The organism is Mesorhizobium sp. WSM4310, assembly GCF_007003935.1.
GTDB lineage: Bacteria > Pseudomonadota > Alphaproteobacteria > Rhizobiales > Rhizobiaceae > Mesorhizobium.
Genome location: NZ_VFTA01000001.1, coordinates 607043 through 630380, shown reverse-complemented (window position 1 = coordinate 630380; position 23338 = coordinate 607043). Strand labels below are relative to the sequence as shown.

Annotated in this window: 26 protein-coding genes; 12 read left to right on the top strand and 14 right to left on the bottom strand. The window is 63.1% G+C overall.

Annotated elements, in window-relative coordinates; all coding sequences use genetic code 11:
• Positions 1–70: 70 nt before the first annotated feature.
• Entirely contained in the window at positions 71–682 is a 612-nt protein-coding gene (locus FJV80_RS02960) for a TIGR00730 family Rossman fold protein (protein ID WP_095794113.1), read from the top strand.
• Positions 683–717: 35 nt separating this feature from the next.
• Here FJV80_RS02960 and FJV80_RS02955 read toward each other — a convergent pair whose 3' ends face one another.
• Positions 718–1608: a LysR substrate-binding domain-containing protein gene (locus FJV80_RS02955; protein WP_142875499.1), complete on the bottom strand. Its 891-nt coding sequence runs from the start codon at positions 1606–1608 to the stop codon at positions 718–720.
• Between the two features lie 109 nt (positions 1609–1717).
• On the opposite strand from FJV80_RS02955, the gene FJV80_RS02950 reads away from it, so the two are divergent.
• Positions 1718–2008, top strand: a complete 291-nt coding sequence (locus tag FJV80_RS02950) for a muconolactone Delta-isomerase family protein (RefSeq protein ID WP_142875498.1) — start codon at positions 1718–1720, stop codon at positions 2006–2008.
• Between the two features lie 174 nt (positions 2009–2182).
• Positions 2183–3178 carry a transporter gene (locus FJV80_RS02945; protein ID WP_142875497.1) on the top strand — a complete coding sequence of 332 codons (996 nt, stop codon included), beginning with the start codon at positions 2183–2185 and terminating at the stop codon, positions 3176–3178.
• Here the strand turns inward: FJV80_RS02945 and rarD are convergent.
• The 7 genes from rarD to cysS form a co-directional block, all read right to left on the bottom strand.
• Positions 3156–4088, bottom strand: coding sequence for an EamA family transporter RarD (gene rarD / locus FJV80_RS02940; protein ID WP_142875496.1), 933 nt, complete (start codon positions 4086–4088; stop codon positions 3156–3158). The two genes, FJV80_RS02945 and rarD, sit on opposite strands and share 23 nt — an antisense overlap.
• Before the next feature lie 83 nt (positions 4089–4171).
• A complete protein-coding gene (gene cimA / locus FJV80_RS02935) occupies positions 4172–5794 on the bottom strand; it encodes a citramalate synthase (RefSeq protein ID WP_179295752.1) in 1623 nt (540 codons plus the stop codon).
• Positions 5791–6741 carry a prolyl aminopeptidase gene (pip, locus tag FJV80_RS02930; RefSeq protein ID WP_142875495.1) on the bottom strand — a complete coding sequence of 317 codons (951 nt, stop codon included), beginning with the start codon at positions 6739–6741 and terminating at the stop codon, positions 5791–5793. Before pip ends, cimA begins: the two co-directional genes overlap by 4 nt.
• Positions 6738–7214 carry a GFA family protein gene (locus FJV80_RS02925; protein ID WP_142875494.1) on the bottom strand — a complete coding sequence of 159 codons (477 nt, stop codon included), beginning with the start codon at positions 7212–7214 and terminating at the stop codon, positions 6738–6740. Before FJV80_RS02925 ends, pip begins: the two co-directional genes overlap by 4 nt.
• A complete protein-coding gene (locus FJV80_RS02920; RefSeq protein WP_095770708.1) occupies positions 7211–7702 on the bottom strand; it encodes a GFA family protein in 492 nt (163 codons plus the stop codon). Before FJV80_RS02920 ends, FJV80_RS02925 begins: the two co-directional genes overlap by 4 nt.
• 3 nt (positions 7703–7705) lie before the next feature.
• Entirely contained in the window at positions 7706–8092 is a 387-nt protein-coding gene (locus FJV80_RS02915) for a VOC family protein (protein WP_142875493.1), read from the bottom strand.
• Positions 8089–9522 (bottom strand): cysteine--tRNA ligase, encoded by a 1434-nt coding sequence (cysS, locus tag FJV80_RS02910; RefSeq protein ID WP_142875492.1) that lies wholly within the window; start codon positions 9520–9522, stop codon positions 8089–8091. The genes FJV80_RS02915 and cysS overlap by 4 nt, the downstream gene beginning before the upstream one ends.
• Before the next feature lie 417 nt (positions 9523–9939).
• On the opposite strand from cysS, the gene FJV80_RS02905 reads away from it, so the two are divergent.
• Positions 9940–10095, top strand: a complete 156-nt coding sequence (locus FJV80_RS02905; protein WP_095770711.1) for a hypothetical protein — start codon at positions 9940–9942, stop codon at positions 10093–10095.
• A gap of 67 nt (positions 10096–10162) precedes the next feature.
• Here the strand turns inward: FJV80_RS02905 and FJV80_RS02900 are convergent, their stop codons facing one another.
• On the bottom strand, positions 10163–10924 hold the full coding sequence (locus tag FJV80_RS02900) for an SOS response-associated peptidase (RefSeq protein ID WP_142875491.1): 762 nt from the start codon (positions 10922–10924) through the stop codon (positions 10163–10165).
• Positions 10925–11050: 126 nt separating this feature from the next.
• Here FJV80_RS02900 and FJV80_RS02895 point away from each other — a divergent pair, with 126 nt between their 5' ends.
• The 4 genes from FJV80_RS02895 to FJV80_RS02880 all read left to right on the top strand — a co-directional run bounded on the left by FJV80_RS02895 (position 11051) and on the right by FJV80_RS02880 (position 13397).
• Positions 11051–11485: an NUDIX hydrolase gene (locus FJV80_RS02895; RefSeq protein WP_095791417.1), complete on the top strand. Its 435-nt coding sequence runs from the start codon at positions 11051–11053 to the stop codon at positions 11483–11485.
• 62 nt (positions 11486–11547) lie between these two features.
• The gene (locus tag FJV80_RS02890; RefSeq protein ID WP_142875490.1) at positions 11548–11925 is read left to right on the top strand and encodes a TIGR02301 family protein; all 378 of its coding nucleotides are present in this window, start codon (positions 11548–11550) and stop codon (positions 11923–11925) included.
• A gap of 352 nt (positions 11926–12277) precedes the next feature.
• Positions 12278–12535, top strand: coding sequence for a hypothetical protein (locus FJV80_RS02885; protein WP_008874920.1), 258 nt, complete (start codon positions 12278–12280; stop codon positions 12533–12535).
• A 70-nt stretch (positions 12536–12605) separates the two neighbouring features.
• A complete protein-coding gene (locus FJV80_RS02880; RefSeq protein WP_185973413.1) occupies positions 12606–13397 on the top strand; it encodes a hypothetical protein in 792 nt (263 codons plus the stop codon).
• A gap of 32 nt (positions 13398–13429) precedes the next feature.
• Here FJV80_RS02880 and FJV80_RS02875 read toward each other — a convergent pair whose 3' ends face one another.
• The gene (locus FJV80_RS02875) at positions 13430–14761 is read right to left on the bottom strand and encodes a dihydroorotase (RefSeq protein WP_179300981.1); all 1332 of its coding nucleotides are present in this window, start codon (positions 14759–14761) and stop codon (positions 13430–13432) included.
• A 75-nt stretch (positions 14762–14836) separates the two neighbouring features.
• On the opposite strand from FJV80_RS02875, the gene FJV80_RS02870 reads away from it, so the two are divergent.
• The 3 genes from FJV80_RS02870 to FJV80_RS02860 all read left to right on the top strand — a co-directional run bounded on the left by FJV80_RS02870 (position 14837) and on the right by FJV80_RS02860 (position 18539).
• Positions 14837–15697, top strand: a complete 861-nt coding sequence (locus FJV80_RS02870; protein ID WP_142875489.1) for a folate-binding protein YgfZ — start codon at positions 14837–14839, stop codon at positions 15695–15697.
• Positions 15697–16332 carry an HD family hydrolase gene (locus FJV80_RS02865; protein WP_095770716.1) on the top strand — a complete coding sequence of 212 codons (636 nt, stop codon included), beginning with the start codon at positions 15697–15699 and terminating at the stop codon, positions 16330–16332. The genes FJV80_RS02870 and FJV80_RS02865 overlap by 1 nt, the downstream gene beginning before the upstream one ends.
• 65 nt (positions 16333–16397) lie before the next feature.
• Positions 16398–18539, top strand: coding sequence for an EAL domain-containing protein (locus tag FJV80_RS02860; protein ID WP_095791458.1), 2142 nt, complete (start codon positions 16398–16400; stop codon positions 18537–18539).
• 9 nt (positions 18540–18548) lie between these two features.
• On the opposite strand, the gene FJV80_RS02855 is transcribed toward FJV80_RS02860, so the two are convergent.
• Positions 18549–19439: a fatty acid desaturase family protein gene (locus tag FJV80_RS02855; protein ID WP_142875488.1), complete on the bottom strand. Its 891-nt coding sequence runs from the start codon at positions 19437–19439 to the stop codon at positions 18549–18551.
• A 113-nt stretch (positions 19440–19552) separates the two neighbouring features.
• Between FJV80_RS02855 and FJV80_RS02850 the strand changes: the two genes are divergently transcribed.
• The gene (locus FJV80_RS02850) at positions 19553–20464 is read left to right on the top strand and encodes a LysR substrate-binding domain-containing protein (RefSeq protein WP_142875487.1); all 912 of its coding nucleotides are present in this window, start codon (positions 19553–19555) and stop codon (positions 20462–20464) included.
• A 12-nt stretch (positions 20465–20476) separates the two neighbouring features.
• On the opposite strand, the gene FJV80_RS02845 is transcribed toward FJV80_RS02850, so the two are convergent.
• The 3 genes from FJV80_RS02845 to FJV80_RS02835 are packed head-to-tail and all read right to left on the bottom strand — an operon-like array spanning position 20477 to position 23336.
• Positions 20477–20749 (bottom strand): DUF3303 family protein, encoded by a 273-nt coding sequence (locus FJV80_RS02845; RefSeq protein ID WP_095791413.1) that lies wholly within the window; start codon positions 20747–20749, stop codon positions 20477–20479.
• A 20-nt stretch (positions 20750–20769) separates the two neighbouring features.
• Positions 20770–22233, bottom strand: coding sequence for a RimK family protein (locus FJV80_RS02840; protein ID WP_095770720.1), 1464 nt, complete (start codon positions 22231–22233; stop codon positions 20770–20772).
• Positions 22230–23336 carry a peptidase C39 family protein gene (locus FJV80_RS02835; RefSeq protein ID WP_142875486.1) on the bottom strand — a complete coding sequence of 369 codons (1107 nt, stop codon included), beginning with the start codon at positions 23334–23336 and terminating at the stop codon, positions 22230–22232. Before FJV80_RS02835 ends, FJV80_RS02840 begins: the two co-directional genes overlap by 4 nt.
• Positions 23337–23338 lie beyond the last annotated feature (2 nt).

The following is a 23338-nucleotide window of genomic DNA, read 5'->3' as shown; positions in this document are numbered from 1 at the left end:
CAAGAAAAACCTCGGCTTGTCAACCCTTGGGGCTTGACCACGCATTCAGACCCAATCACCAATCATCCGCATGAACACGATTCGATCCGTCTGCGTCTATTGCGGCTCGTCTCCCGGCCGCGATGAAATCTATGCCAAGGCCGGGCACCTGCTTGGACGCTCGATTGCCAAAGCGGGCCTGCGGCTGGTCTATGGCGGCGGCACCAAAGGCATTATGGGCGCCGTCGCCGAAGGCGCGCTCAAGGCCGGCGGCAAGGTGACCGGCATCATTCCCCGCTTCCTGATCAACAGGGAAGCAACCGAAACCGCGCTAGACCGGCTCGACGAGTTGCTGATCACCGACAACATGCACGAGCGCAAGCACAAGATGTTCGAGAAATCCGACGCCTTTGTGGCGCTGCCGGGCGGCATCGGCACAGTCGAGGAAATCGTCGAGATCATGACCTGGGCGCAACTCGGCCATCACCGCAAGCCGATCGTCTTCGGCAATATCAACGGATTCTGGGACCCGATGACGGCGTTGCTTGAACACATGACGGCAGAGGGCTTCATCCACACCGCGCAACGGGTCAAGCCGCTGGTCGTCAACGACCCGGAGGCCATCGTCCCCGCCATCATGGTGGCAGGCTCCTCCGTCGACGCCCCGACCGAGGGCGTGCAGTCGGTGATCGACAAGATGTAGGGAATAGGCAGTGGGAAATTGGGCCTGCCTACCGCCTACCGCCTACTGCCTACTGCCTTCCGCAAATCCCCAATCACCGCGCGCTCGTCCTGCCGGCGCCAGGCGAGATAAATCGCCACGCTGCGCTTGAACCAGGGCAGGTCGCGGAAGACTATTCCCGGCGGCGCGGCGCTTCGCAGGCTTTCCTGCACCGTCGCCAGGCCCAGCCCCGCGCTGACCAAGCCGAGTGAGGTCAAGGGATCGGCGGTTTCATAGGCGATGTCGGGTACGAAGCCAGCCTCGATGCAAGCGGCCAGGAACTGACCGCGGTTGGTGTCGGCGGGCTGGCGCACCACGGTGATCCACGGGCGGCCGTCGAGATGATGCGGGCCGATGTCGGCGACAGCCGTAAGCGCATCGCCATCGGGTATCGCCAGCACCAGCGGCTCGCGGCGGACCAGCATCGAGGCAATTTCGGGATAGTCGGCCGACGGCGGCGAATAGATCAGGCCGAGATCGAGCGTACGCCGGCGCAGACCTTCCAACTGCGCGGCAGAGCGCAGGCTCATCAGGCTGAGATGCAATTGCGGTCGCTCGCGGCGGAATTGCCTGAGCATGCCAGCGACCAGGCCTGCATGCACGGCGCCCTCGACATAGCCGATGGCGAGACGGCCGACCGCGCCGCTGGCGAGGCTGCGGCCGAACTCCTCCACGCGCCGCGCATTGGCAATCAGAGCGCGGGCCTCGGTCAGGAAGGCGCGGCCCTCCGCATTGAGATGAACCCGCTGCTTTGCCCGTTCGAACAGAGTGACGCCCAGTTGCTCCTCGAGCTGTATGATCTGCCTGCTGAGTGGCGATTGCGAGATGTGCAGGATTTCGGCGGCGCGACCGACATTGCCGGTTTCGGCGACGGTGATGAAGTAGCGGAGCCGGCGCAGGTCGAACACTTTTTCTCCGAGCTTTACGACCTCAAAGGTCTCAACTTTATCCTAGTCAGTCTTGGACAGTCTGACTAGTCAAAGGAATAGTCGGTCATCCCAACCGAAGGAGACCGACATGCAGTTCTTTGCCCTTCTCGCCCGTAACACCGCAAAGTTTGGCGACGCCGACTTTGCGCCGCTTCTGCCCGGCGAGGCCGAGCAGCGCCGCACGCTCTACGCCGAAGGCGCGGTGCGCCAGGTCTGGAACCGTGGCGACATCCCCGGCAGCGGCATGATGTTCGAGGCGGCCGACGACGCCGAAGTGCGCGGCCACCTCGCCAACTTGCCGCTGATCAAGGCCGGCATGATGGAGATCGCCGCCATCGTGCCGCTTAACCCCTACCCCGGGTTTGGGCCGAAGCGCTGAGTTACCCCGATCGCGATGCGGTGGCGGTGAAGGCGCCGTTACCGCGCTCCTGCTCGACACACCGAGATCGGCGGATGTCAAGAAACTGTCACACGAAACCGGCTTCCCGCATGCTAAGACCTTGCAGTGAGCCGCTTGCGCGGTTCGTTGCTTGGACCATCTGGAGAAGCGACAGTGAACATCGCCCTCCCCGCCGAAGGCACCGATCTTTCGCCTTATTTGCCTGATGAACACGGGCTGTTCTTCATCTACCATTTCACCGCTGAAGGCGTGCGCACCAAGGATCCGGCGCAAGCCCACTGGACTTGGCGCAGCTACCAGATCACCGACCTCCACGCACGCCAGGAAATCGGAGCCGAGTTGGCCCTGCCGGCCCCGGCGCGCGACGCATTCCTCGCCCCCAGCCATGGCTGCCACATCGATTATGAGGATGGCTGGCTCTATGGCGATCTGCCGGACCTCAAGCATGACTTCTCGGAGGCGCGCGGGCTCGTCCATTTCCGCTTCGCCTTCAACGACACGATGTTGATCGGCGCCCGCAAACAGCCGCTGGAGTCGGTCGACGCCGTCCGCAAGGCGGTGGAGAACGGATCGCGGAAATTCCGCTCGCCATCGGACCTGATCGAGGCGGTCATGGGCCAGTCGCTCGACGGCATGTCGGGCGAGCTCGGCAAGCTTGGCGATGCGCTCGACGGCATAGAGGATCGCGTCGTGCGCGATGCATGGCACAATGAACGCCAGGCGCTGGTCGAGGCGCGCCGGCAACTGGTGGTGATCCACCGCCAGATGGCGACGCTCACCAACCTGTTCCGGCATCTCGACCATTCGCATCGCGACGAGCTGCCTGATCTGATCAATGAGATGGCGGCCAGACTCTCGCACCGGGCCCTCACCCTCTATAATGACGGCGAGCAGTTGCAGGCACGCACAAGGTTGTTGCAGGACGAGCTGATGGCGAAACTGACCATGCAGTCGAACCAGCTTCTCTACATTCTCTCCGTCATGACAGCGGTGCTGTTGCCGATGACCATCATCTCAGGCCTGTTCGGCATGAATGTCGGCGGTTTGCCCCTGGTCGACACGCCGATGGGCTTCTGGGTGGTGACGGCGGTTTCGCTGCTGATCGCCGGCGTGACGTACCTGTTCGTCAGACGGCTCGGACAGATGTAGCCGCCGCCCGTCGCGCCGTGACCAGCATCGACCAGGAATACATCGCCAGCGCCATCCAGATCAGGGCAAAGGCAATGGCTTGTGCCGTGCCGAACGGCTCGTCGAAGATCAGAACCGCGATCAGGAAAACCATGGTCGGCGCGATGTATTGCATGATGCCGATGGTCGAGAGGCGCAAAAGCTTGGCGCCGAACGCAAACAAAAGCAGCGGCACCGACGTGACCGGACCGCAGCCCATCAGCAATGCCGTGTCGGTGCCGGTGCTCGACACGATGTGGTCCTGTCCCGTCGCGATCAGGTAGACGATATAGCCGAGAGCCGGCACGGACAGCAAAAGCACTTCGAGCAGAAAGCCCTGGCTTGGCCCGATCGGCAGCGTCTTGCGGAAGAAGCCGTAGGCGGCGAAGGAAAACGCCAGCGCCAGCGACACCCAGGGCAGCTTGCCGCCTTCGATTGTCAGCACCGTGACGGCGACCGTCGCCAGCACCACCGCCGCGATCTGCAGACGGTCGAGCCGCTCGCCAAGCAGCAGCGCACCGACGACGACGCTGACCAGCGGGTTGATGTAATAGCCAAGCGCGGTCTCGACGGTGCGGTCGACCGCGATCGCCCAGACATAGATGCCCCAGTTGACCGAAATCAACGCCGCCGTCAGCGCCGCCATGGCAATGGTGCGGGGCGACCGAATTGCCGCCTTGAAGTCCGCCGTACGGCCGGCCCAGACCAGGACCGCCGCGGCGATCGGCACGGACCAGACGATGCGGTGGGCGATCACCTCGGCAAGCGGCAGGTGCGCCACGGCCTTCATGTAGAAAGGTAGCATCCCCCACAAGAGATAGGCGCCCAGCGCCAGCAGAAAGCCGCGGCGGGCCTTTGATTCCGCGTCCAGGGTAATTGCTTCAGTGACCATGGCCCAACGCTATGGCCCAGTAACCTTGGCAAGACCATCGCAAAGTTCTGATGGATCAATGGACTTTCGCTGATGGTTCAACCTTATTCGGCGGCAACAAGCCCGGCCATCTCACGGTTCTTCATCAGCTTGTAGATGATCGAATCCATCAGCGCCTGGAAAGAGGCGTCGATGATGTTTTCGGAAACCCCGACCGTCCACCAGCGCGCACCGGTGCCGTCATGCGATTCGATCAGGACGCGGGTGATGGCCTCGGTGCCGCCATTGAGGATACGCACCTTGAAGTCGGCGAGCTCGAGATCGACGATCTCGCTCTGGTATTTGCCGAGATCCTTGCGCAGCGCGATGTCGAGCGCGTTGACCGGGCCGTGCCCTTCCGCCACCGACATTTTTTCCTCGCCGTCGACCAGCACTTTCACGATCGCTTCGGACACCGTCTTCAGCTGGCCATTGGCGTCGAAGCGGCGCTCGACCATGCAGCGGAACGAGGTGACGTTGAAGAATTCCGGCAAGCCGTGCAGCATCTTGCGGGCGAGCAGCTCGAAGGACGCATCGGCGCCCTCATAGGCATAGCCCTCGGCCTCGCGCTCCTTGACGACCGCGATCAGCGCATCGAGCCGGTGATCGTCCCTGGGCACCTCGATGCCGCGCCGCTTCAGTTCGGCGAGGAAATTGGCCTTGCCGCCCTGGTCCGAGACCATGACGCGACGGCGGTTGCCGACGGATTCCGGCGGCACATGCTCATAGGTCGCCGGCTCCTTGGCCAGTGCGGAGGCATGGATGCCGGCCTTGGTGGCGAAAGCCGAGGCGCCGACATAGGGCGCCTGCGCTTCCGGCGCTCGGTTCAGCAATTCATCGAATGCGCGCGACAGACGCGAAATGCCGGTCAGCGCCTCGGCCGAAATGCCGGTCTCGAAGCGATCCGCGAATGCCGGCTTCAGCGCCAGTGTCGGCACGATCGTGATCAGGTTGGCGTTGCCGCAGCGCTCGCCTATGCCGTTCAGCGTGCCCTGGATCTGGCGCACGCCGGCCTCGACCGCGGCCAGGGAATTCGCAACCGCCTGGCCCGTGTCGTCATGGGCGTGGATACCAAGATGATCGCCGGGAATGCCTGATGCAATGACCTTGGCGACGATGGTGCGCGCTTCCGATGGCTGCGTGCCGCCATTGGTGTCGCACAACACCACCCAGCGCGCGCCGGCGTCGTATGCCGTCCTGGCGCAGGCCAGCGCATAGTCCGGATTGGCCTTGAAGCCGTCGAAAAAGTGCTCGCAATCGACCATCGCCTCCTTGCCCGAGGTGACAGCGGTTTCGACCGAAGTCTTGATCGACTCCAGATTCTCTTCATTGGTGCAGCCGAGCGCGACGCGGACGTGATAGTCCCAGCTCTTGGCGACGAAGCAGATGGCGTCGGATTTCGACTGCACAAGCGCCGCAAGGCCGGGATCATTCGAGGCCGAGACCCCTGCCCGCTTGGTCATGCCGAAGGCGACGAATTTGGCGCGTGCCGTGCGTTTCTGCTGGAAGAACGCCGTGTCGGTCGGATTGGCGCCGGGATAGCCGCCCTCGACATAGTCCATGCCGAAATCGTCGAGCAGTTTTGCAATCGCGATCTTGTCCTCGACGGAAAAGTCGATGCCCGGCGTCTGCTGGCCATCGCGCAATGTGGTGTCGAAGAGATAGAGGCGTTCGCGGGTCATGGTCATTTGCCTGCAAATTGGTCCGTCGCACGGATCAGCCGGTCGAGGATGCCGGGCTCCGAATAAGCATGGCCGGCGCCCTCGATCAGATGGAAATCGGCTTTCGGCCAGGCCTTGTGCAGGGCCCAGGCATAGCGTGCCGGACACGGCATGTCGTAGCGGCCATGGACGATGGTACCGGGGATATCCATGAGCTTCCAGGCATCGCGCAGAAGCTGCCCCTCGTCGAGCCAGCCGGCATGGACGAAATAATGGTTCTCGATGCGAGCGAAGGCGACGGCATAGTCGTCCTCGCCAAACTTGCCGCTGGTTTCCGGTTCCGGCAGCAGCGTGATGGTTTCGCCTTCCCACAGGCTCCACGCGCGGGCTGCTTCCAGCTGCGCCTTGCGGTCCGAGCCGACCAGCCGCTTGCGGTAGGCGGCCATCATGTCACCGCGCTCGACCTCGGGGATCGGCGCCACGAAACGCTCCCACTTGTCGGGAAACATCTCGGAGACGCCGAACTGATAGTACCATTCGAGCTCGGCGCGGGTCAGCGTGTAGATGCCGCGCACAACCAGCTCGCTGACGCGATCGGGGTGCGTCTCGGCATAGGCGAGCGCCAGCGTCGAGCCCCAGGAGCCGCCGAACACCAGCCATGTGTCGAAGCCGGCCATTTCGCGCAGGCGCTCGATGTCGGCGACGAGATGCCAGGTCGTGTTGGCCTCCAGCGAGGCGTTCGGCGTCGATTTTCCGCAGCCGCGCTGATCGAACAGGATGACGTCGTAAAGTTTTGGGTCGAACAGCCGCCGGTGTTTGGGCGAGATTGTGCCGCCCGGCCCGCCATGCAGGAACACGGCCGGTTTGGCGCCCTTGGTGCCGGAACGCTCCCAGTAGACCTGATGGCCATCGCCGACATCGAGCATGCCGCTGTCGAACGGTTCGATCTCCGGGTAGAGGGTACGCAAGCTCATAGTTTCAGGCCCTGTTGCGGCCAGTTGGCCGTTTCGCGATCGGGGTGCTGGAAGGAGATGATCTGCTCCTGCCTTGCATAAAAGTCGGGATCGTCATGGACCGGCGCCTCGAAGATTTTTTCCACCCAGGGCAGCCTCGCCGCATAGTTGACCTGAATTTGCGGCGCCAGATCCGAGCGATCGTCGAAGGCGCCGATCGCGATCTCGAGCCCGCCGGGCTGGCGGTAGGTCAACGGTGTGCCGCAGCGGGCGCAAAAACCGCGATCGATGTTGACCGAAGACTGGAAATAGCTTGGTTCCTCACGCGTCCATTCGACACCGTCCCTGGGTGCCGTCACCAGCGCACCGAAGAACGAGCCGAACTGTTTCTGGCACATGCGGCAATGGCAGATGGACGAGCGCCCGAGCGCGCCCTTGATGCGGAAGCGCACGGCGCCGCACTGGCAACCGCCGGTTCGGACAGTTTCGATCATGGTCTTTCCTCCGGCGGCCATTGGTCGGTGTCGTGGTCGGGATGCTGGTAGGACACAAGCTCGGCGAGATAGGGAGCCGAACCCATGTCCGCCATCGTGTCCTCGCCCGGCAGTTGCGGAATAGTGTCGACATAAGGCAGTTTTGCCTCCGTACCCCACTGGATGGTCGGTGCGATACCAGCCGGATCGTCGAAAGCGGCGATCGCCAGCGCCATGCCGTCGGGCGCCTCGAAGGTCAGCGGCGTGCCGCATTCGGCGCAGAAGCCGCGCCGGGCGGCATTGGAGGAACGGAAGCGCTTGGGCTCGCCGCGTGTCCAGTCAACCCTGGCGCCGCGCACCGAGACCAACGGCAGGTAGAAATTGCCGCTCGCCTTCTGGCACATCCGGCAGTGGCAGATCGAGGCATCGCCAAGCGCGCCTTCGACGCGGAAGCGCACCGCCCCGCATTGGCAGCCGCCTGTGTAGACCGGTCGGTTGTCAAGGCTCATGGCTCACTCCGGATCATGGCAGACGGCCTCGACATTGTTGCCGTCGGGATCGAAGACGAACGCGCCATAATAGTTCGGATGATAGTTCGGGCGCAGGCCCGGCGCGCCATTGTCCTTGCCGCCGGCGGCAAGGGCCGCGGCATGGAAGGCATCGACCTCGGCGCGGCTGCGCGCGGTGAAAGCGACATGCTGATGGGCCTTTTGCCCCTGCTTGCCTTCCTGCAACCAGAACACCGGCCGATCACGGCCATAGCCTCCGATCTTTTCGCCGCCGGTGTATTCCAGCGGCACCATATAGAGCAGGGAAGCACCAAGCGGCGCCATCGCCTTGTCATAGAAAGCCTTCGAAGCGTCGAAATCTGCAACGTCGATGCCGAGATGGTCGATCATCTCTTTACCTCCCAAGTGGTGATGCGCTCGCCTGTGGCGGGATCCTTGCCGTCCTTCAACTGTACGCCTTGCGCCAAAAGCTCGTCGCGGATGCGGTCGGCTTCGGCCCAGTTCTTGGCGGCGATGAGAGCGAGGCGATTGGCGATTGCCTTGGCGATCTTGTCTTGGTCGACCTTTGCCGAGGCAACATCGAAGCCAAGGAACAGCAGTGACGCCTTCAGCGCGGCGGCGGCTTCGTTGCCTTCCGCGGCCTCGCCGGCCAACTGTGTCAGGACCTGGAAGGCAGCATAGGTGGCGAGATCGTCCGACAAGGCATTGATGACCTCCACCGGCAACCGCCCTGCCGCAGACGCCAGATCGGCGGCGCGTTTCCACTTGCGCAGCGTGTTCTCCGCCTCCTCCAGCTTGCGCACGGAAAAGTCGATCGGCTCGCGGTAGTGCGTCATCAGCATCGCCAGCCGCAGCACCTCGCCCGGCCAGTTGCGGCCGCCGAAGGTCTCGGTCTCCAGCAGTTCGTGGATCGAGTAAAAATTGCCGAGGCTCTTCGACATCTTCTGCCCTTCGACCTGCAGGAAGCCGTTGTGCATCCAGACATTGGCCATGACTGATGTGCCGTGGGCGCAGCGCGACTGGGCGATCTCGTTCTCATGATGCGGGAAGATGAGGTCGAGGCCGCCGCCATGGATGTCGAACACCTCGCCGAGATAGGCTGCCGACATCGCCGAGCATTCGATGTGCCAGCCCGGCCGGCCCCTGCCCCACGGGCTCTGCCAGCCCGGCTCTTCCGGCGATGACAGCTTCCACAGCACGAAATCGCCAGGGTTCTTCTTGTGCGCATCGACGGCGACGCGGGCGCCGGCCTGCTGTTCGTCGAGATTGCGCTTCGACAATTGGCCGTAGTCCGGCATCGACGCGGTGTCGAACAGAACTTCGCCCGCCGCGACATAGGCATGGCCGCGTTGGATCAGGCTTTGAATCAAGGTGATCATGTCGGCCTTGCCGTCGGCGCGGGGCTCGACGAATTCGGTAGCGCGCGGCTCGACCGTCGGCTCAAGGCAGCCGAGTGTGGCGACATCCCTGTGGAACTGGTCGGCGGTCTTTTCGGTCACCCGCCGGATCGCTTCGTTGAGCGACAGCTTTCCGGCCGATATCTCGCCACCGAAATCGCGCAGCGCACGCGCGTTGATCTTGTCGTCGACGTCGGTGATGTTGCGCACATAGGTGACATGCGCCTGCCCATAGAGATGGCGCAGCAGCCGAAACAGCACGTCGAAGACGATAACCGGCCTGGCATTGCCGATATGGGCGAAGTCGTAGACGGTCGGGCCGCAGACATACATGCGCACATTGAGCGCATCGATCGGAACGAAATTCTCTTTCGTGCGCGTCAGCGTGTTGTAGAGGCGCAGGCCCTGCGATGCGTCGGACATTCCATGCCTTCCCGGTTCAGAACTTTTTATCTGGATGGAGCCGGTCCCGCGCCGAGGCGCAAATCGGACTCCAGCCTGCTGGCCGGGGCGTTTGTCCACTCTGGGGAAAGATGAGGCGAAAACGTCCGGACCAGCGCGAGGCTAGCCAATAATGCAAATGCCACAAATGGCGAAGGACGTTTTCATGGGCGGCTTTATCGCCTTGGTCAGTGTTGCCGTCAAGTCGCTGCTGCCAAGAAAAACGCCGTAAAGATTGGCAAACGCGTCGCTCGATCACACGGAATCAGGCAGTGAAACATTTTATTAAACATGTCGGCACAGTCATGAAACATTGGCCGGCTAGATCACCAAACGTCACGATTTGGTCGGATTCGACGGTCAGACGCGAACACGAAAACGTTACCTGGGAAGAGAAACATGCCTCGAAGCAAGCAGGAAGCCACCCGCGCCAAGCAACCGGCGCTGGCCAGCCACTATCGCGCCATCGGCCCGGCCGCGATCGTCGCCGCCCTTCTTCACACCGCGAAGAAAAAGAAGCCGGCGCCGAAGATCATATCGCCCCGCGCTGCCTGAAGCAGAGTGCGGCCGGCGCCAAAGGCGCCGGGCATGAGGCGTATAAGCCTCCAGACAGAAACTTCAGCTAGAACAACGTCATCTGACTGTCGTCCGCGTCGGGCTTCTGGCGCCTGGTCTTCTCGGGCTCCGGCCCGACCTCGCCCCTCTGCTGAATCTCCGGGCCGGTGTTGGCGACCTTGTTGACGAGGTCGGAGACGGGGATAGCTTCGAAGAAATCCGGTTGCGCCGGCCGCAGCAGGTCGGCGACATCGCGCGGCTCCAACGTGCGGCAATCCAGCCAGCGGGCGAAATCCCCCGGATCGATGACCACAGGCATTCGATCGTGGATGTGGGCGATGGCGGCATTGGCGTTGACCGTCAGGATGGCGCCGGTGTCCATTTCCGAACCGCCGGGCTCGGCATAGGTCTCCATCAGGCCGGCAAAGGCGACCAGGCCGCTTTGCCTGGGCCGGATCCAGTAGGGTTGCCCCTTCTTGCCCCCGCTCTGCCGCCATTCGTAGAAGCCTGACGCCGGCACCAGCGTGCGGCGATGGCGCATGGCGGCCTTGAAGGAGGCCTTTTCGATTGCGCCTTCCGAGCGCGCGTTGAACAGCAGCGGAAACTCCCTTGTGTCCTTGACCCAGGTGGGAATGAGCCCCCAGCGCACTAGCATCGGTTGCCGATCGGGCAAATTGGAACCCGGTGCCCGCGGCGCAGCGGCGGTCGCCATCAGCACCGGTTGCGTCGGCGCGATGTTGTAGCGGGCCGGGAAATCCTCCAGCTCCGCCAGGCCGAGAAAGGCAGCGGTCTGATCCGGTGTGGCGGTCAAGGCGAAACGTCCGCACATGATCGATTGCTCCTGCCTTCGAATGGCGCCGCCGGAAAGTGACAATGGAACAGCCGCACTGCAACCGCTAAAGCTGTCCGGCGGCGGCCGTCCACAGCGGGCTGCGGCGGCCGAACGGTGGGAGCCATGAACGATACACGAAAGATACTGCCGGCGGTCTCGGTAGCCGTGGTGCGCGGCGACACCGTGCTGTTGGTCAAGCGGGCACGGCAACCTTCACAGGGTCTCTACGCCTTTCCTGGCGGCAAGGTCGAGGCCGGCGAGACGCTGGAGGATGCTGTCAGGCGCGAGCTGCTGGAAGAGACCGGCTTGCGTGCCACCGGTTTTCGCCCGCTTCGGGAAATCCATATCGACGGCAGGGACGATTCCCACCCTGTCGATTACCGCCTCACGGTCTTTGGTGCCGCCTATGCCGGCGGCGAGGCCGTGGCCAGCGACGATGCCGAGACAGCAGCCTTCTACACGCTCCGCGAGATGGCGGCGCTGCCGCTTGCCGGCTCGGTGTTCGCGGTGGCGGAGGATCTGCTTGGCCGACCAGCTGGTTCCCCCGAAAGCCGCTGAATTCCCTAACCGCCGCGCCGGAAACGCCTTGCAGGCGACAAATTGTTTGGCCACATAGACTTATGAGCCGCGCTCCTTTCCTTGTCGCTTTGTGCCTTGCCGTCAGTACGGCCGCGGCTGCGCGGCCGGCGTTCAGCGCCGAGTCACCGTTCGAGCCGGGACTGATGCGGCTGGCGGAGGTGCTGGGGTCGCTGCATTTCCTGCGCAATCTGTGCGGCGAGAAGGGCGACCAGTGGCGTGGCCAAATGGAAAAACTGCTCGAATCGGAAAATCCGGATCCGGAGCGTCGCGCCCGCTTCATCGCCAGCTTCAATCGCGGCTATCGTTCCTTCGGCGGCACCTATACGCAGTGCACGGCTTCAGCCACGGAAGCCATCAGCCGTTACATGAAGGAAGGCGAGACGCTGTCGCGCGACATCGCCTCGCGCTACGGCAATTAGGCGGCCATCAACAGATATCCGCGCTGTCGCTGGTCCTATCAGACAAATCCGGCTTGTAGCGATCTGTGTCTTGGTGCAATCCTGATGTTGCACTTCTGCAACAACGTTAATCAAACGTTACCGCAAGAATGCGAAATTAACTCAAACTGAAGGTTTTCACCCCGCAGGCCGGCCTAATCGGCTAAGTTTGATCCGGGTTGAAACGCAGCTTCGCCAAACACAGCCGTCTGCTGTAAAAGACGATCAAAAAAATGTCGTATTTACAGATACTTACTTAAGGCTGCGTGTAAACGGAACAGATCAAGCCTGATCCGCACTGAGGGATCGCAGCTTGAAAGGGTGGACATCGCTTATGGAACATGGTGTCAACGACATCGACGCGCTGGTCAGGGAAGAAAAGCGCCTGACGGCGGTGGAAAGCCACAGCGAAGCCTGGGCCGAGGGCCTTTCGGCCGGCATCGAGCCCGAGATCATTGCCGAGGCGGCGCTTGAGACCGCGTTTGGTGAAATGCTGCGCGCCAACGGCGAGACATCGGCCCTTGCCCTGCTCGACCGCATGCGTGAAAAGGTGATTGCTGGCGCCTTCGAACCCGAGCGGCTGCGGCACTGAACCGACATCCGGTTCTTTGACGATCGAGTGCCGTTTGGGCATCATGCCCGGGGCCAAGGAGATACGGGCAGTGAATTTTCCGATGTCAGGCCGGCCTAAGGGCTTGGTCCTCTACATCCGTCTCGCCGCGTGCTGTGCCGCGATTGCCTTTGTGACGTGCCTGGCAAGCAGCCCGGCCCATGCGCTGAGCGAGATCCAACGCGAAGAACTTCCCTCGCCTGTCACACCGTCAGCGGATGACGACGTTTCGTCGCCCGGCGGCGCGATTCCCATGCCCGACCCGGTGGGAACGCCGCCTTCGACCGGCCAGCAGCCGGCCGCTCCGGACGCGGCGGAGCCCGACAGTCCAGCGGATGGCGGCACCAACAGGCCGCGTGTCGATCCCGAAGCACCCTTGCCCGAGGTCGTCTACGACCTTAGCAAGCTGCCCGAGCCCGTGCGGCGCATGCATGATCTGATCATCGAGGCCTGCAAGAGCGGCGACATTGAAAAGCTGCGGCCCCTGATCGGCAAGGGCGACAGTATGACCCAGCTGTCGCTGGCTGACATCGACGGCGACGCCATCGCCTTCCTCAAGGGCCTGTCCGGCGACCCTGACGGCCAGGAGATCCTGGCCATACTGGAGGAAGTGCTCAGCGCCGGCTATGTCCATGTCGACGCCGGAACAGCGCAGGAACTCTATGTCTGGCCGTATTTCTTCGCGCTGCCGCTGGACAAGCTCGACGCCAAGCAGCGGGTCGAACTGTTCAAGATCGTCACCGCCGGCGATTTCGACGATATGAAGCAGTTCGGCGCCTATATTTTCTATCGCGTCGGCATCACGCCTGCGGGCCAGTGGACATTTTTCGTCGCCGGAGACTAAGGGCTTGCCCCTGATCAAAGGGGAAAGGAAGCTCAGACGACAAGGGCCTCGGAAAACTCCACCGCCGTGCCCTGCCCGGGCGTCACGATTTCGCCTTCCCACATGACGCGGCGGCCGCGAATGACGGTGCCGACCGGCCAGCCGGTGACTTCCTTGCCGTCATAAGGCGTCCAGCCCGCCTTCGAACCGGCCTGCGCATTGGTGATGGTCTCGCGCCGCTTCATATCGACAACCGTGAAGTCGGCGTCGTAGCCGGCCGCTATGCGGCCTTTTCTGGCCATGCCGAAAATGCGCTGCGGGCCGTGGCTGGAGAGATCGACGAAGCGCTGCAAGGTCAGCCGGCCTGCGTTGACGTGGTCGAGCATGATCGGCACCAGCGTCTGCACACCGGTCATGCCCGAGGGCGAGGCCGGATAGGGTTTTGCCTTTTCGGCCAGCGTGTGCGGTGCGTGATCGGAGCCGAGCACGTCGACGATGCCTTGCGCGATGCCGTGCCAGACGCCGTCGCGGTGGCGGGAGGCACGCACCGGCGGGTTCATCTGGATCAGCGTGCCGAGCCTGAGATAGTCGTCGGCGCTCAGCGTCAGATGGTGTGGCGTCGCTTCGCAGGTCGCGACGTCCTTGTGCCGTTCGAGGAATGAGATCTCCTCGGCGGTCGAGATGTGCAGGACATGGATGCGGGCACGAACGTCGCGCGCGATGCGCACCAGCCGTTCGGTGCAGCGCAAGGCGGCGATCTCGTCGCGCCAGACCGGATGCGATGACGGCTCACCCTCGATGCGTTCGCCAAGGCGCTCGCGCAGGCGGAACTCATCCTCCGAATGAAAGGCGGCACGGCGGCGGGTGTTCCGCAGGATCGAGGCGACGCCTTCGTCATCCTCGACCAGCAGGTCGCCGGTGGACGAACCCATGAAAACCTTTATGCCCGCGGCGCCCGGCAGCCGCTCGAGCTCGCCGACATCCCTGGCGTTGTCGCGGGTACCGCCGACCCAGAACGCGAAGTCGCAATGCATGCGCCTGCTGCCACGCCGCACCTTGTCGGCCAGCGTTGCCTCGCTGGTGGTCAACGGGTTGGTGTTGGGCATCTCGAACACCGCGGTGACGCCGCCAAGCACCGCCGCCCGCGAGCCGGTTTCCAGATCTTCCTTGTGCTCCAGTCCAGGCTCGCGAAAATGCACCTGGCTGTCGATGACGCCCGGCAGGATATGCAGGCCGCCACAGTCGATCGTCTCGCCGGCCGAGGCCTGGCGGAGATCGCCTATTGTGGCGATGCGTCCATTCTTCACGCCGATATCACGTGCCCCCTCGCCATCATGGTTGACCACTGTGCCGCCTGTCAGGATGAGGTCGTAGGTCATGGCCATGCTCTCTTGCGGGGGGAGTGTCTGCGGCTTACGTAATGGCCAACCGTTTTGCAAGATCAGGCTTTTATCCTCCCCATGCCCTTTGCCCTGCTGAAAGACCGCGCGCTCATCTCAGTCTCCGGCCCGGATGCCGAGCACTTTCTGCAAAACATCCTGACCACCGATCTCGATACGCTCGGCGCCGGCGAAGCCAAGCCGGGCGCGCTGTTGACGCCGCAAGGCAAGATCCTGTTCGACTTCCTGATCTCGCGTGCCGGCGAAAACGCCTTCCGGTTGGAATGCCGGGCCGACATTTTAGACGATTTCATTCGCCGGCTGATGCTCTACAAGCTTCGCGCCAAGGTCGAGATTGCCAAGTCGGAACAGTCCCTTGTCGCAGTTGCGTGGGGAAAGGAGTCAATCGCCTCAGAAAATGATTCAACCGCGTTTGCCGACAAGCGCTTTGCCAAGGAAAGCGTCACACGCACCTATGCCGGCATTGCGGACGCCGGCGACATCGCTGCATGGCAGGCCTTCCGCATCGCCCATGGCATCGCGGAGAGCGGTGCCGATTATGCGTTGGGCGACGCCTTCCCGCATGACGTGCTGCTCGACCAGACCGGCGGCGTCGGCTTCAAGAAAGGCTGCTATGTCGGCCAGGAAGTGGTCTCGCGCATGCAGCATCGCGGCACCGCCAGGCGACGTGTGCTGATCGTGCAAGCTGGGCTTGCCCTGCCCGCCTCCGGCACGGAACTCACCGTCGAGGGCCGGCCGGTCGGCACGCTCGGCTCGAGCGCCGGCGACATCGGGCTTGCCATTGCCCGCATCGACAGGGTCAAGGCGGCGCTCGACGCCGGCCAGCCGATCCTGGCTGGCGATGTGCCGGTGACGATGGCCATTCCCACCTGGGCCAAATTCAGTTTTCCGCAGGAAACCGTCAGCGCGGAGGAAGCCTGATGGCGGCGGACCGCACCGGGGCGCCGCCACGCGCCTGGCAGCGCATGCTGTCCGGCCGCCGGCTCGACCTGCTCGACCCCTCGCCGCTCGACATCGAGATTTCCGACATTGCCCATGGGCTCGCCCGCGTCGCCCGCTGGAACGGCCAGACCAGCGGCGAGCATGCGTTTTCGGTCGCCCAGCACTCGCTGCTGGTCGAAGCCCTGTTCAATAATCTGGTGCCTCAGGCTTCTGCCACCGACCGGCTCGCCGCGCTGCTGCACGACGCACCTGAATATGTCATCGGTGACATGATCTCGCCGTTCAAGTCGGTGATGGGCGGCAGCTACAAGGACTGCGAATTGCGCCTGCAGCGCGCCATCCATCAGCGCTTCTCGCTGCCTCCCGAACCGGCCGCGGCGGTGCGCAGGGACATCAAGCGCGCCGACCAGATCGCCGCCTATTTCGAGGCAACGCTGCTTGCGGGCTTCTCGACCGCCGAAGCGACCGAATTCTTCGGCCGTCCGCGCGGTTTCTCCGCCGAGCGCTTCGATTTCACACCACGCTCGGTGACCTGGGCGCAGGATGCCTTCCTGAAGCGGTTTTCGGCGCTTGAAAAGTCGCGGCATCCAGTTGCGACATCGGCGGTAGGGTAGAGAACGCTAAATTAACCGGAAACGGCAACAGTGTGGTGTTCGATCACGCACCGCAGGCGCGCCTCATGCCCGTCGTGGATGTCAAGGATGGTTCGATCGTCCCGGAGCGGGCAGCCGAAGGCGTGGAGCGCTCTCGCCACATGGAAGACGAGTTGCGCGAACAGAACGAGCGCTTTTCCGCCGCTGTCGAGAACATGTCGCACGGTTTGTGCATGTTCGATGCCGACGAACGCATGATCATCTGCAACGGCAACTACATCGACATCTTCTGCCTCGACGCCAAGCTGGTACGACCGGGCATCCGCTTCATCGACATCCTGCGGCACAGTGTCGACATCGGCATCGCCTCGCAAAGCGCCGACGAGCTCTATGCCATCCGCAAACCCTATATCGACCAGGCGAAACCCTCGACCTACGAAGAAACGCTGTCGGACGGTCGCATCATCAACATCTCGCACCGCCCGCTGGCCCTCGGCGGTTGGGTCTCGATCTACGAGGACATCACCGAACAGCGGCGCGCCGAGCAGGATCTCAAGGAGCAGCATCGCCGTTTCGACGCGGCACTCGCCAACATGTCGCAAGGCCTGCTGATGTACGACGCCGACGGCAAGATGATCGTACGCAACCGGCGTTTTCTAGAGCTCTACAACGCCACCGCGGCGGACTTTCCGCTTGGGACGACGCATCGCGACGCGCTCGAAAAACTGCTGGAGCTCGGCATCTACCAGAAGATCGACGTCGACAGCGAAGTCGCCAAAACCGAAGCCTGCCTGAAAGCGGCAAAAATGCACGAGGCCTATCGTTATCTAACCGACGGCAGGACGATCCTGGTCACGCGTCAGCCGATGAGTGGCGGCGGCTGGGTGGTGACCTTCGACGACGTCACCGAACGTCGACGCACCGAAGAGCGCATGATCCATCTTGCGCATCACGACACGCTGACCGGACTGCCCAATCGCTCGATGTTCCGCGAACGGCTCGACGTGGCGCTGGAGGATGCGGCGGCACCGCCGTTGGCGATCTTCTCGCTCGATCTCGACCGCTTCAAGGCGATCAACGACACCTGGGGACATCCCGCCGGCGACTGGCTCCTGAAAAGCGTCGCCGAGAGGCTGCAGCGTTGCCTGCGCAATGAAACAGACGTGGTCGCCCGCTTCGGCGGCGACGAGTTCGTCGTCATGCAGTTCAACTCGAGGGGCATCGCCGATGCTGAAAAACTGGCGAAGCGCATCGTCGAGGCCATCGCAAAACCGTTTCGCGACAAGAGCCGGGATATGCATATCGGCATCAGCCTCGGCATCGCCGTTTTCCCTGAAGATGGCAAGGACGCCGATACGCTGCTGAAAAACGCCGATACGGCGCTCTATCGGGCCAAGAGCGAAGGGAGAAACCTCTATCGCTTCTTCGAGCCCGCGATGGATGCCATCGTGCAGGCCCGGCGGGCGCTCGAGGTCGACCTCGACGCGGCGCTGCCGCGCCAGGAGTTCGATCTCGATTTCCAGCCCATCATGAACATCGCCTCCGGCGAGATCATCGGCGCGGAGGCCTTGATGCGCTGGCATTCCCCGACGCGCGGCACGGTCGCGCCAGACGCGTTCATTCCCGTCGCCGAAGAGACCGGACTGATCGTGCCGCTCGGCGAGTGGGCGCTGAGGAAGGCCTGCGCAGCGGCGGCCAGCTGGCCTCCCGGCCTGCGCATCGCGGTCAATGTCTCGGCCGTGCAGCTCAAAAGCGGCGGGTTTGCCCGCAGCGTCATCTCGGCCCTGGCCTTTTCCGGGGTGCCGGCCGGACAGCTGGAGCTGGAAATCACCGAAACCGTGCTGATGGACGAGAGCAAGGCCGTGCTGAAGACGCTGCGGCAGTTGCGCGATCTCGGCATCCGCATCGCGCTGGATGATTTCGGCACCGGCTATTCCTCGCTCGGCTATCTCAGGCGTTTCCCGGTCGACAAGATCAAGATCGACCGCTCCTTCATCCGCGATATGGGCAATCGCGACACGGCGGCGATCGTCCGCACCATTATCGGCCTCGGCAACGAGCTTGGTATTGTCGTCACCGCCGAGGGCGTCGAGACCGAGGTACAACTCGACATGCTGCGCGACAATGGCTGTGAAGAGGCGCAAGGCTATCTGATCGGCGTGCCGTCGAAGGCAGCGGACATCCAGCGTCTGTTGAAGGCGCGTGCGCTACACAGCCAGACCGGCTGATGGCATCGGTCAATTCAGCATTTCGATATATTTCTCGTGGAAGCTGACATAGCCCGGCTCGACCACCTTCAGATGCCGCTCGATCAGCGCGTGAAACTGCGGCAATTGGTGAAACGGCACGCCGGGATAGGCGTGATGCTCGGCATGGAACGGCATGTTCCAGGCGAGCTTGCGCACCAGCCAGTTGGTCAGCGTGGTTCTCGTATTCTCCAGCATGTTGGCCACGAACGGACAGCGGCCGTGCTCGGCCAGCAGATAGAGGCGCAGAAACGGCTGCCCCAGCAGAGCGGGAATGATCCAGACATAGAAAAGCACGGAGAGCCGGAAATAGACGGCAAGCAGAAGGACGACCGCGTAGAAAGCAATCATGGCGCGCGCTTCGGCCCGCACCTTGGGCCGGCCTTTCGGCGGCACATAGCTTTCCTGGCTGCCGCCAACGGCATTGGCGTAGAGCGTCTTGAGATGGCCCCACCACAGCGGGATGCCGGAAACATGCGCGAGATACTGTCTTAGCGTTTCCGGCTTGGGAAAGGCCAGTTCCGGATCGTTTTCGGGGTCCTGGGTGAAGCGGTGATGGGCGAAATGGAAATAGCGGAACCAGTCGGCCGGCAGCGCCAGCGCCAGGCTGCACACCCGCGCCACGAGATCGTTCAGCCACTGCGTGTCGAAGGCCGTGCGATGAACCGTCTCATGCAGCAGCGCGAACAGGAAGACGATCAGTATGCCTTGCGGCAGCATCAGCAGTGGCCAGAATGGTACTTTCGCGGCGATCAGCGATCCAATGATCACAATCGCCCCCCAATGGGCGCCGAGCTGAACGAGACCCGCAGCGTTGGACTTGGCGGTCAGACGACCGCGCTCTTCCGGGGTAAGTGACGCGATGATGTCGCGATGGTCCATCGGTTTCGATCCAGGCTGGCGATTTGACAAAGCCCACTCTAGGCGGTGAAAAAGCTTTCCAAAAACGACGATTCCTGCGATTTGGATAAGCTCATCTTATCTATCTGGCGATCATGGTCACATCTCCATCGCTCAAAGGACTTCAGGCTTTCGAGGCCGCGGCGCGCACGGGCAGCTTCGCAGCGGCAGCGGACGAGCTTTCGGTCTCGGCCGCCGCCGTCAGCCAGCTTATCCGCACCGTCGAGGAACAGATGGGGCGCAAGCTGTTTCATCGGGTCAACCGCAAGGTTGTGCTCACCGAGGCCGGCGTGGAAATGCTGCCACGGTTGACCATGGCCTTCCAGGAAATCGGCAGTGTCTCGCGCGAATTGGGCGGCGATGCCTTCCGCCCGCGCCTGGTGGTATCGGTGCCGCCTTCGATGGCCATGGGTTGGCTTTCCCAGCGTCTGGCGGGCTTCGTCGCCAGCCACGGTGCCGCCGACATCTCGCTGCGTGGCGACGACGACCCGGTGCCGTTCGACCGTGAACTGATCGACATCAGGCTCTCCTACGGTCTGCACTATCGCGAGCACCCGACCGAGGACATCACCCGGGACGCCGTCTATCCGGTCTGCGCACCGGGGCTTGCCAGCGCGATCAAGGCGGAGGCACTCGCCGGGTTGCCGCTGATCCACACCGACTGGGGACCGACCGGCGCCTCGTTTCCGTCCTGGCGCAACTGGTTCGAGGCTGAAGGTGCCCAGCCCGGACGGGCGGCGCAGCGGGGCCTGTCGGCCAACTCGTCGCGCGCCGCCCTCGACCTCGCCATTTCGGGGCTGGGCGTGGCACTGGCGCAAGGGGTCTATTGTGCCGAAGCGGTGGAGGACGGCAGGCTGGTCCGACCCGCCGCCAGGGCGATCGCGCTGCGCCAGCCCTATTGCCTGACCATTCCGGAGCGCAGCGCCAGGCGCGATGTCGTGGCGGCGTTCCGCGATTGGCTGATAGAGGAATGTCGGCGCGCTGTGGGCTCGCCGGCGCTCCGCTGACCCGTCCTTTAGTCAGAGGTGCCCGCCCAAGGCCGCCACTAGATCCTTGTTCGTCGCCACCGGAACAATCTCGAACTCGACCAGATCAGCCCATTCGATGACCCAGCGCTGCAGCAGCGTGACGTCGTCCGTCTCCACCAGCAGGAAGCAGCGGCTCATATCCGCGGCGATCCAGCTGTGGTGCACGACAAGCTCCTCCGGCTTCAGGCGGCCCCGATCGCGGAAGCGGCGGTAGATATCCTTGCGGTCGCAGCCGGTGAAATCCTCGATCACGATGAACTGCATGTCTTCCCCTTGGTTGACCGTTACCGCCCCGGCCGGTCGAGGCGCTCCAGGAACCACTGCGTCAGCCGCACCCAAACCTCGTCCTTCTCGCCGGAATCCTCCCAGCCATGGTCGAGATTTGGGTTGTCGTTGACCTCAATGACGAAGACGCCGTCCTTGGTCTCCTTGAGGTCGACGCCGTAGAGGCCGTCGCCGATGCAGCGCGCCGCCTTGACCGCCGTCTCGACGACATGGGGCGGCGTCTCTTTCAGCGTGAAGGTCTTGATGCCGCCCTGGTCGGGCTTGCCATTGGCCTTGTGATTGACGATCTGCCAGTGCTTCTTGGCCATCAGATAGTGCACGGCAAACAGCGGCTGGCCGCCGAGCACGCCGACGCGCCAGTCATATTCGGTCGGAATGAATTTCTGCGCGATGAGAAGGTCGGAATCCTCCAGCCACTCGGTCGCAAGCCGTGTCAGTTCCTCGAGATTCTCGCATTTCTTGACGCCGCGCGAGAAGGACGAATCCGGGATCTTCAGCACCAGCGGGAAGCCCAGCGTCTGTGCGGCCAGTTCGAAGTCGGAGGTGCCGGCGATCATCACGGTCGGCGGCACCGGCACCTTGTTGTAGGCCATCAGCTCGTTGAGATAGACCTTGTTGGTGCAGCGGATCATCGACAGCGGATCGTCGATGACGGGCATGCCTTCCTGCTGGGCGCGGCGGGCGAAACGATAGGTGTGGTTGGAGATCGAGGTGGTCTCGCGGATGAACAGTGCATCATAGTTCGCGAGCTTGGCAAGGTCCTTCCTGGTGATGGGCTCGATTTCGACGCCCATCTTTTCGGCGATCTTGGCCCAGTAGCGCAGCGACGAGATTTCCGACGGCGGCAGTTCCTCGTGCGGATCGACCAGCGTGGCGAAGGTGTAGCGCGCCGGCGTGCGCCCCTTGGTGTCGCGCCATTCGCGGTTGGTGTAGGTCTCCAGGCACTGGATGAAGCTTTTTTCCTCATCCTCGGTCATGCGCGCCAGCGGATGGAAGCCGATCTTGCGGATCGAGGCCCATTCGGCGCTGTCCTTGATGTGGACCTCGAGTGCCGGCGCCCGGAACCAGTCGAAAAGGAGCTTGGAGAAGCGGTCCCAGACTTTCGACGGGCCGATACCGAAGAAGATGCACACCTTGGCCGGAAAGGCGCCGCCGAGGTCCTTGCGGCATTTGTTGAGCGCCAGTTCCAGTTCCGGCAGCGCATGTTCGTAGAGCTTGCGTTCGGACAGGTCGATCATCGTCTCGACGGTCGGAATGACCTTGTGGCCGCGTGAACTCGCCAGCAGCGAGGCATAGTAGCCGCGGCTCTGGTAGCCGTAATTGTTCGACAGGTTGATGACCTTCGGCCGCTGGCCGCGGAACAGCGACGGATGCGCGAGATAGTCGCGATTGGTGATGATCTTGTGCGGTGTCGCCACCTGGTCGAGATCGCTCTGCCGGCCGGTAAGGATGACCCAGGTCATTGTGTGTCGCGCTTCCCCAAGGTGATGGCGGCACGCAGTCCGTCGCGGCCGAACTGCGCCATGTTCATGAAGATGCCGTAGGGCACGGGAATGTTGGCGGCATCAAGGATGGTTTCCTGCCTTTCGTCCTCGACCCAGGGGTCGTGGATCAGAATATGATCGCCGTCGTCGCCGATGGCCAGCACCCAGTGCGGCACCTTCTTGCCGAACATAAGGAAGCCGCTGATCAGCACCAGCACCAGTTTTCCCGCGGCGATCGCGGTTCTGATGTCATCTAGGGTGAACGGGCGGTAATTCACCGGGATGCCGTAAAGTTCCGCGCGGCGGCGAAAGTCGACCTGGGCCAGTTCCATCACGCGGCGCTTGTCCTCGCTGCGCACCGATTGCAGGAACAGCGCGCCGTAGAAGGAAACGAAGATCTCCGCCGCGAGTCCGCTTTCATAACCCGAGACAGCCAGGCCGAATGGTTCGCAGCCGCCCGGCCCCGACATCATGAAGACGGTCGTGGCTTCGCGCCAGAGGCGGATTTCCATCACCGGATCGGGCACGAAGCCGCGATCGAAATTGGCCATCGCCATCATCAGGCAGCATGGGCCGCAGGTGAACTCGCAGGTCTGCTGGTAGAACGGCACCCTTGTGGCGACCGGAAGGTCGCCGCGCAGGGTTTTCTCATAACGAAGCGCGGTCGCGCCGTCCTCGTAATAGCCAGGCTCGCGGCCAATCTTGCGGAAGCCGGCCTGCTCGTAGATGCCGATGGCGCGGCCGTTGTCCTCGCGCACTTCGAGACGCAGCATCATGCGGTCGTGCCCGAAGGCCGCCTCCTCCGCCGCGGTCAAAAGCTGGCGCCCGATGCCGAGCGCGCCGAAAAATGGGCCGACGGCTATGGAATAGAGCCGCGCCACCCCACTGCCCTTGCGAAACAGCACGATCGCGTAGCCCGCGACGCGGCCGTCGAGCTCGGCGACCAGCGTCTCGGCGGTCTCGCGCTCTATGAACAGGCGAAAGGAGCGACGGGAAATGCGATCGCTCGAAAAAACGGCTTTCTCGATGGCGGCGAGATCATCGACGTCAGACGCGCGGGCCGTGCGGATCTCGGCAGGCATGC

Bases quoted from the DNA above. Each gene is read 5' to 3' on its own strand.
- FJV80_RS02960 (WP_095794113.1), top strand. From the start codon at position 71: ATGAACACGATTCGATCCGTCTGCGTCTATTGCGGCTCGTCTCCCGGC.
- FJV80_RS02950 (WP_142875498.1), top strand. From the start codon at position 1,718: ATGCAGTTCTTTGCCCTTCTCGCCCGTAACACCGCAAAGTTTGGCGAC.
- rarD (WP_142875496.1), bottom strand. From the start codon at position 4,088: ATGGTCACTGAAGCAATTACCCTGGACGCGGAATCAAAGGCCCGCCGC.
- cimA (WP_179295752.1), bottom strand. From the start codon at position 5,794: ATGACCATGACCCGCGAACGCCTCTATCTCTTCGACACCACATTGCGC.
- pip (WP_142875495.1), bottom strand. From the start codon at position 6,741: ATGAGCTTGCGTACCCTCTACCCGGAGATCGAACCGTTCGACAGCGGC.
- FJV80_RS02925 (WP_142875494.1), bottom strand. From the start codon at position 7,214: ATGATCGAAACTGTCCGAACCGGCGGTTGCCAGTGCGGCGCCGTGCGC.
- FJV80_RS02920 (WP_095770708.1), bottom strand. From the start codon at position 7,702: ATGAGCCTTGACAACCGACCGGTCTACACAGGCGGCTGCCAATGCGGG.
- FJV80_RS02915 (WP_142875493.1), bottom strand. From the start codon at position 8,092: ATGATCGACCATCTCGGCATCGACGTTGCAGATTTCGACGCTTCGAAG.
- cysS (WP_142875492.1), bottom strand. From the start codon at position 9,522: ATGTCCGACGCATCGCAGGGCCTGCGCCTCTACAACACGCTGACGCGC.
- FJV80_RS02905 (WP_095770711.1), top strand. From the start codon at position 9,940: ATGCCTCGAAGCAAGCAGGAAGCCACCCGCGCCAAGCAACCGGCGCTG.
- FJV80_RS02900 (WP_142875491.1), bottom strand. From the start codon at position 10,924: ATGTGCGGACGTTTCGCCTTGACCGCCACACCGGATCAGACCGCTGCC.
- FJV80_RS02895 (WP_095791417.1), top strand. From the start codon at position 11,051: ATGAACGATACACGAAAGATACTGCCGGCGGTCTCGGTAGCCGTGGTG.
- FJV80_RS02890 (WP_142875490.1), top strand. From the start codon at position 11,548: ATGAGCCGCGCTCCTTTCCTTGTCGCTTTGTGCCTTGCCGTCAGTACG.
- FJV80_RS02885 (WP_008874920.1), top strand. From the start codon at position 12,278: ATGGAACATGGTGTCAACGACATCGACGCGCTGGTCAGGGAAGAAAAG.
- FJV80_RS02875 (WP_179300981.1), bottom strand. From the start codon at position 14,761: ATGGCCATGACCTACGACCTCATCCTGACAGGCGGCACAGTGGTCAAC.
- FJV80_RS02870 (WP_142875489.1), top strand. From the start codon at position 14,837: ATGCCCTTTGCCCTGCTGAAAGACCGCGCGCTCATCTCAGTCTCCGGC.
- FJV80_RS02865 (WP_095770716.1), top strand. From the start codon at position 15,697: ATGGCGGCGGACCGCACCGGGGCGCCGCCACGCGCCTGGCAGCGCATG.
- FJV80_RS02860 (WP_095791458.1), top strand. From the start codon at position 16,398: ATGCCCGTCGTGGATGTCAAGGATGGTTCGATCGTCCCGGAGCGGGCA.
- FJV80_RS02855 (WP_142875488.1), bottom strand. From the start codon at position 19,439: ATGGACCATCGCGACATCATCGCGTCACTTACCCCGGAAGAGCGCGGT.
- FJV80_RS02850 (WP_142875487.1), top strand. From the start codon at position 19,553: ATGGTCACATCTCCATCGCTCAAAGGACTTCAGGCTTTCGAGGCCGCG.
- FJV80_RS02845 (WP_095791413.1), bottom strand. From the start codon at position 20,749: ATGCAGTTCATCGTGATCGAGGATTTCACCGGCTGCGACCGCAAGGAT.
- FJV80_RS02840 (WP_095770720.1), bottom strand. From the start codon at position 22,233: ATGACCTGGGTCATCCTTACCGGCCGGCAGAGCGATCTCGACCAGGTG.
- FJV80_RS02835 (WP_142875486.1), bottom strand. From the start codon at position 23,336: ATGCCTGCCGAGATCCGCACGGCCCGCGCGTCTGACGTCGATGATCTC.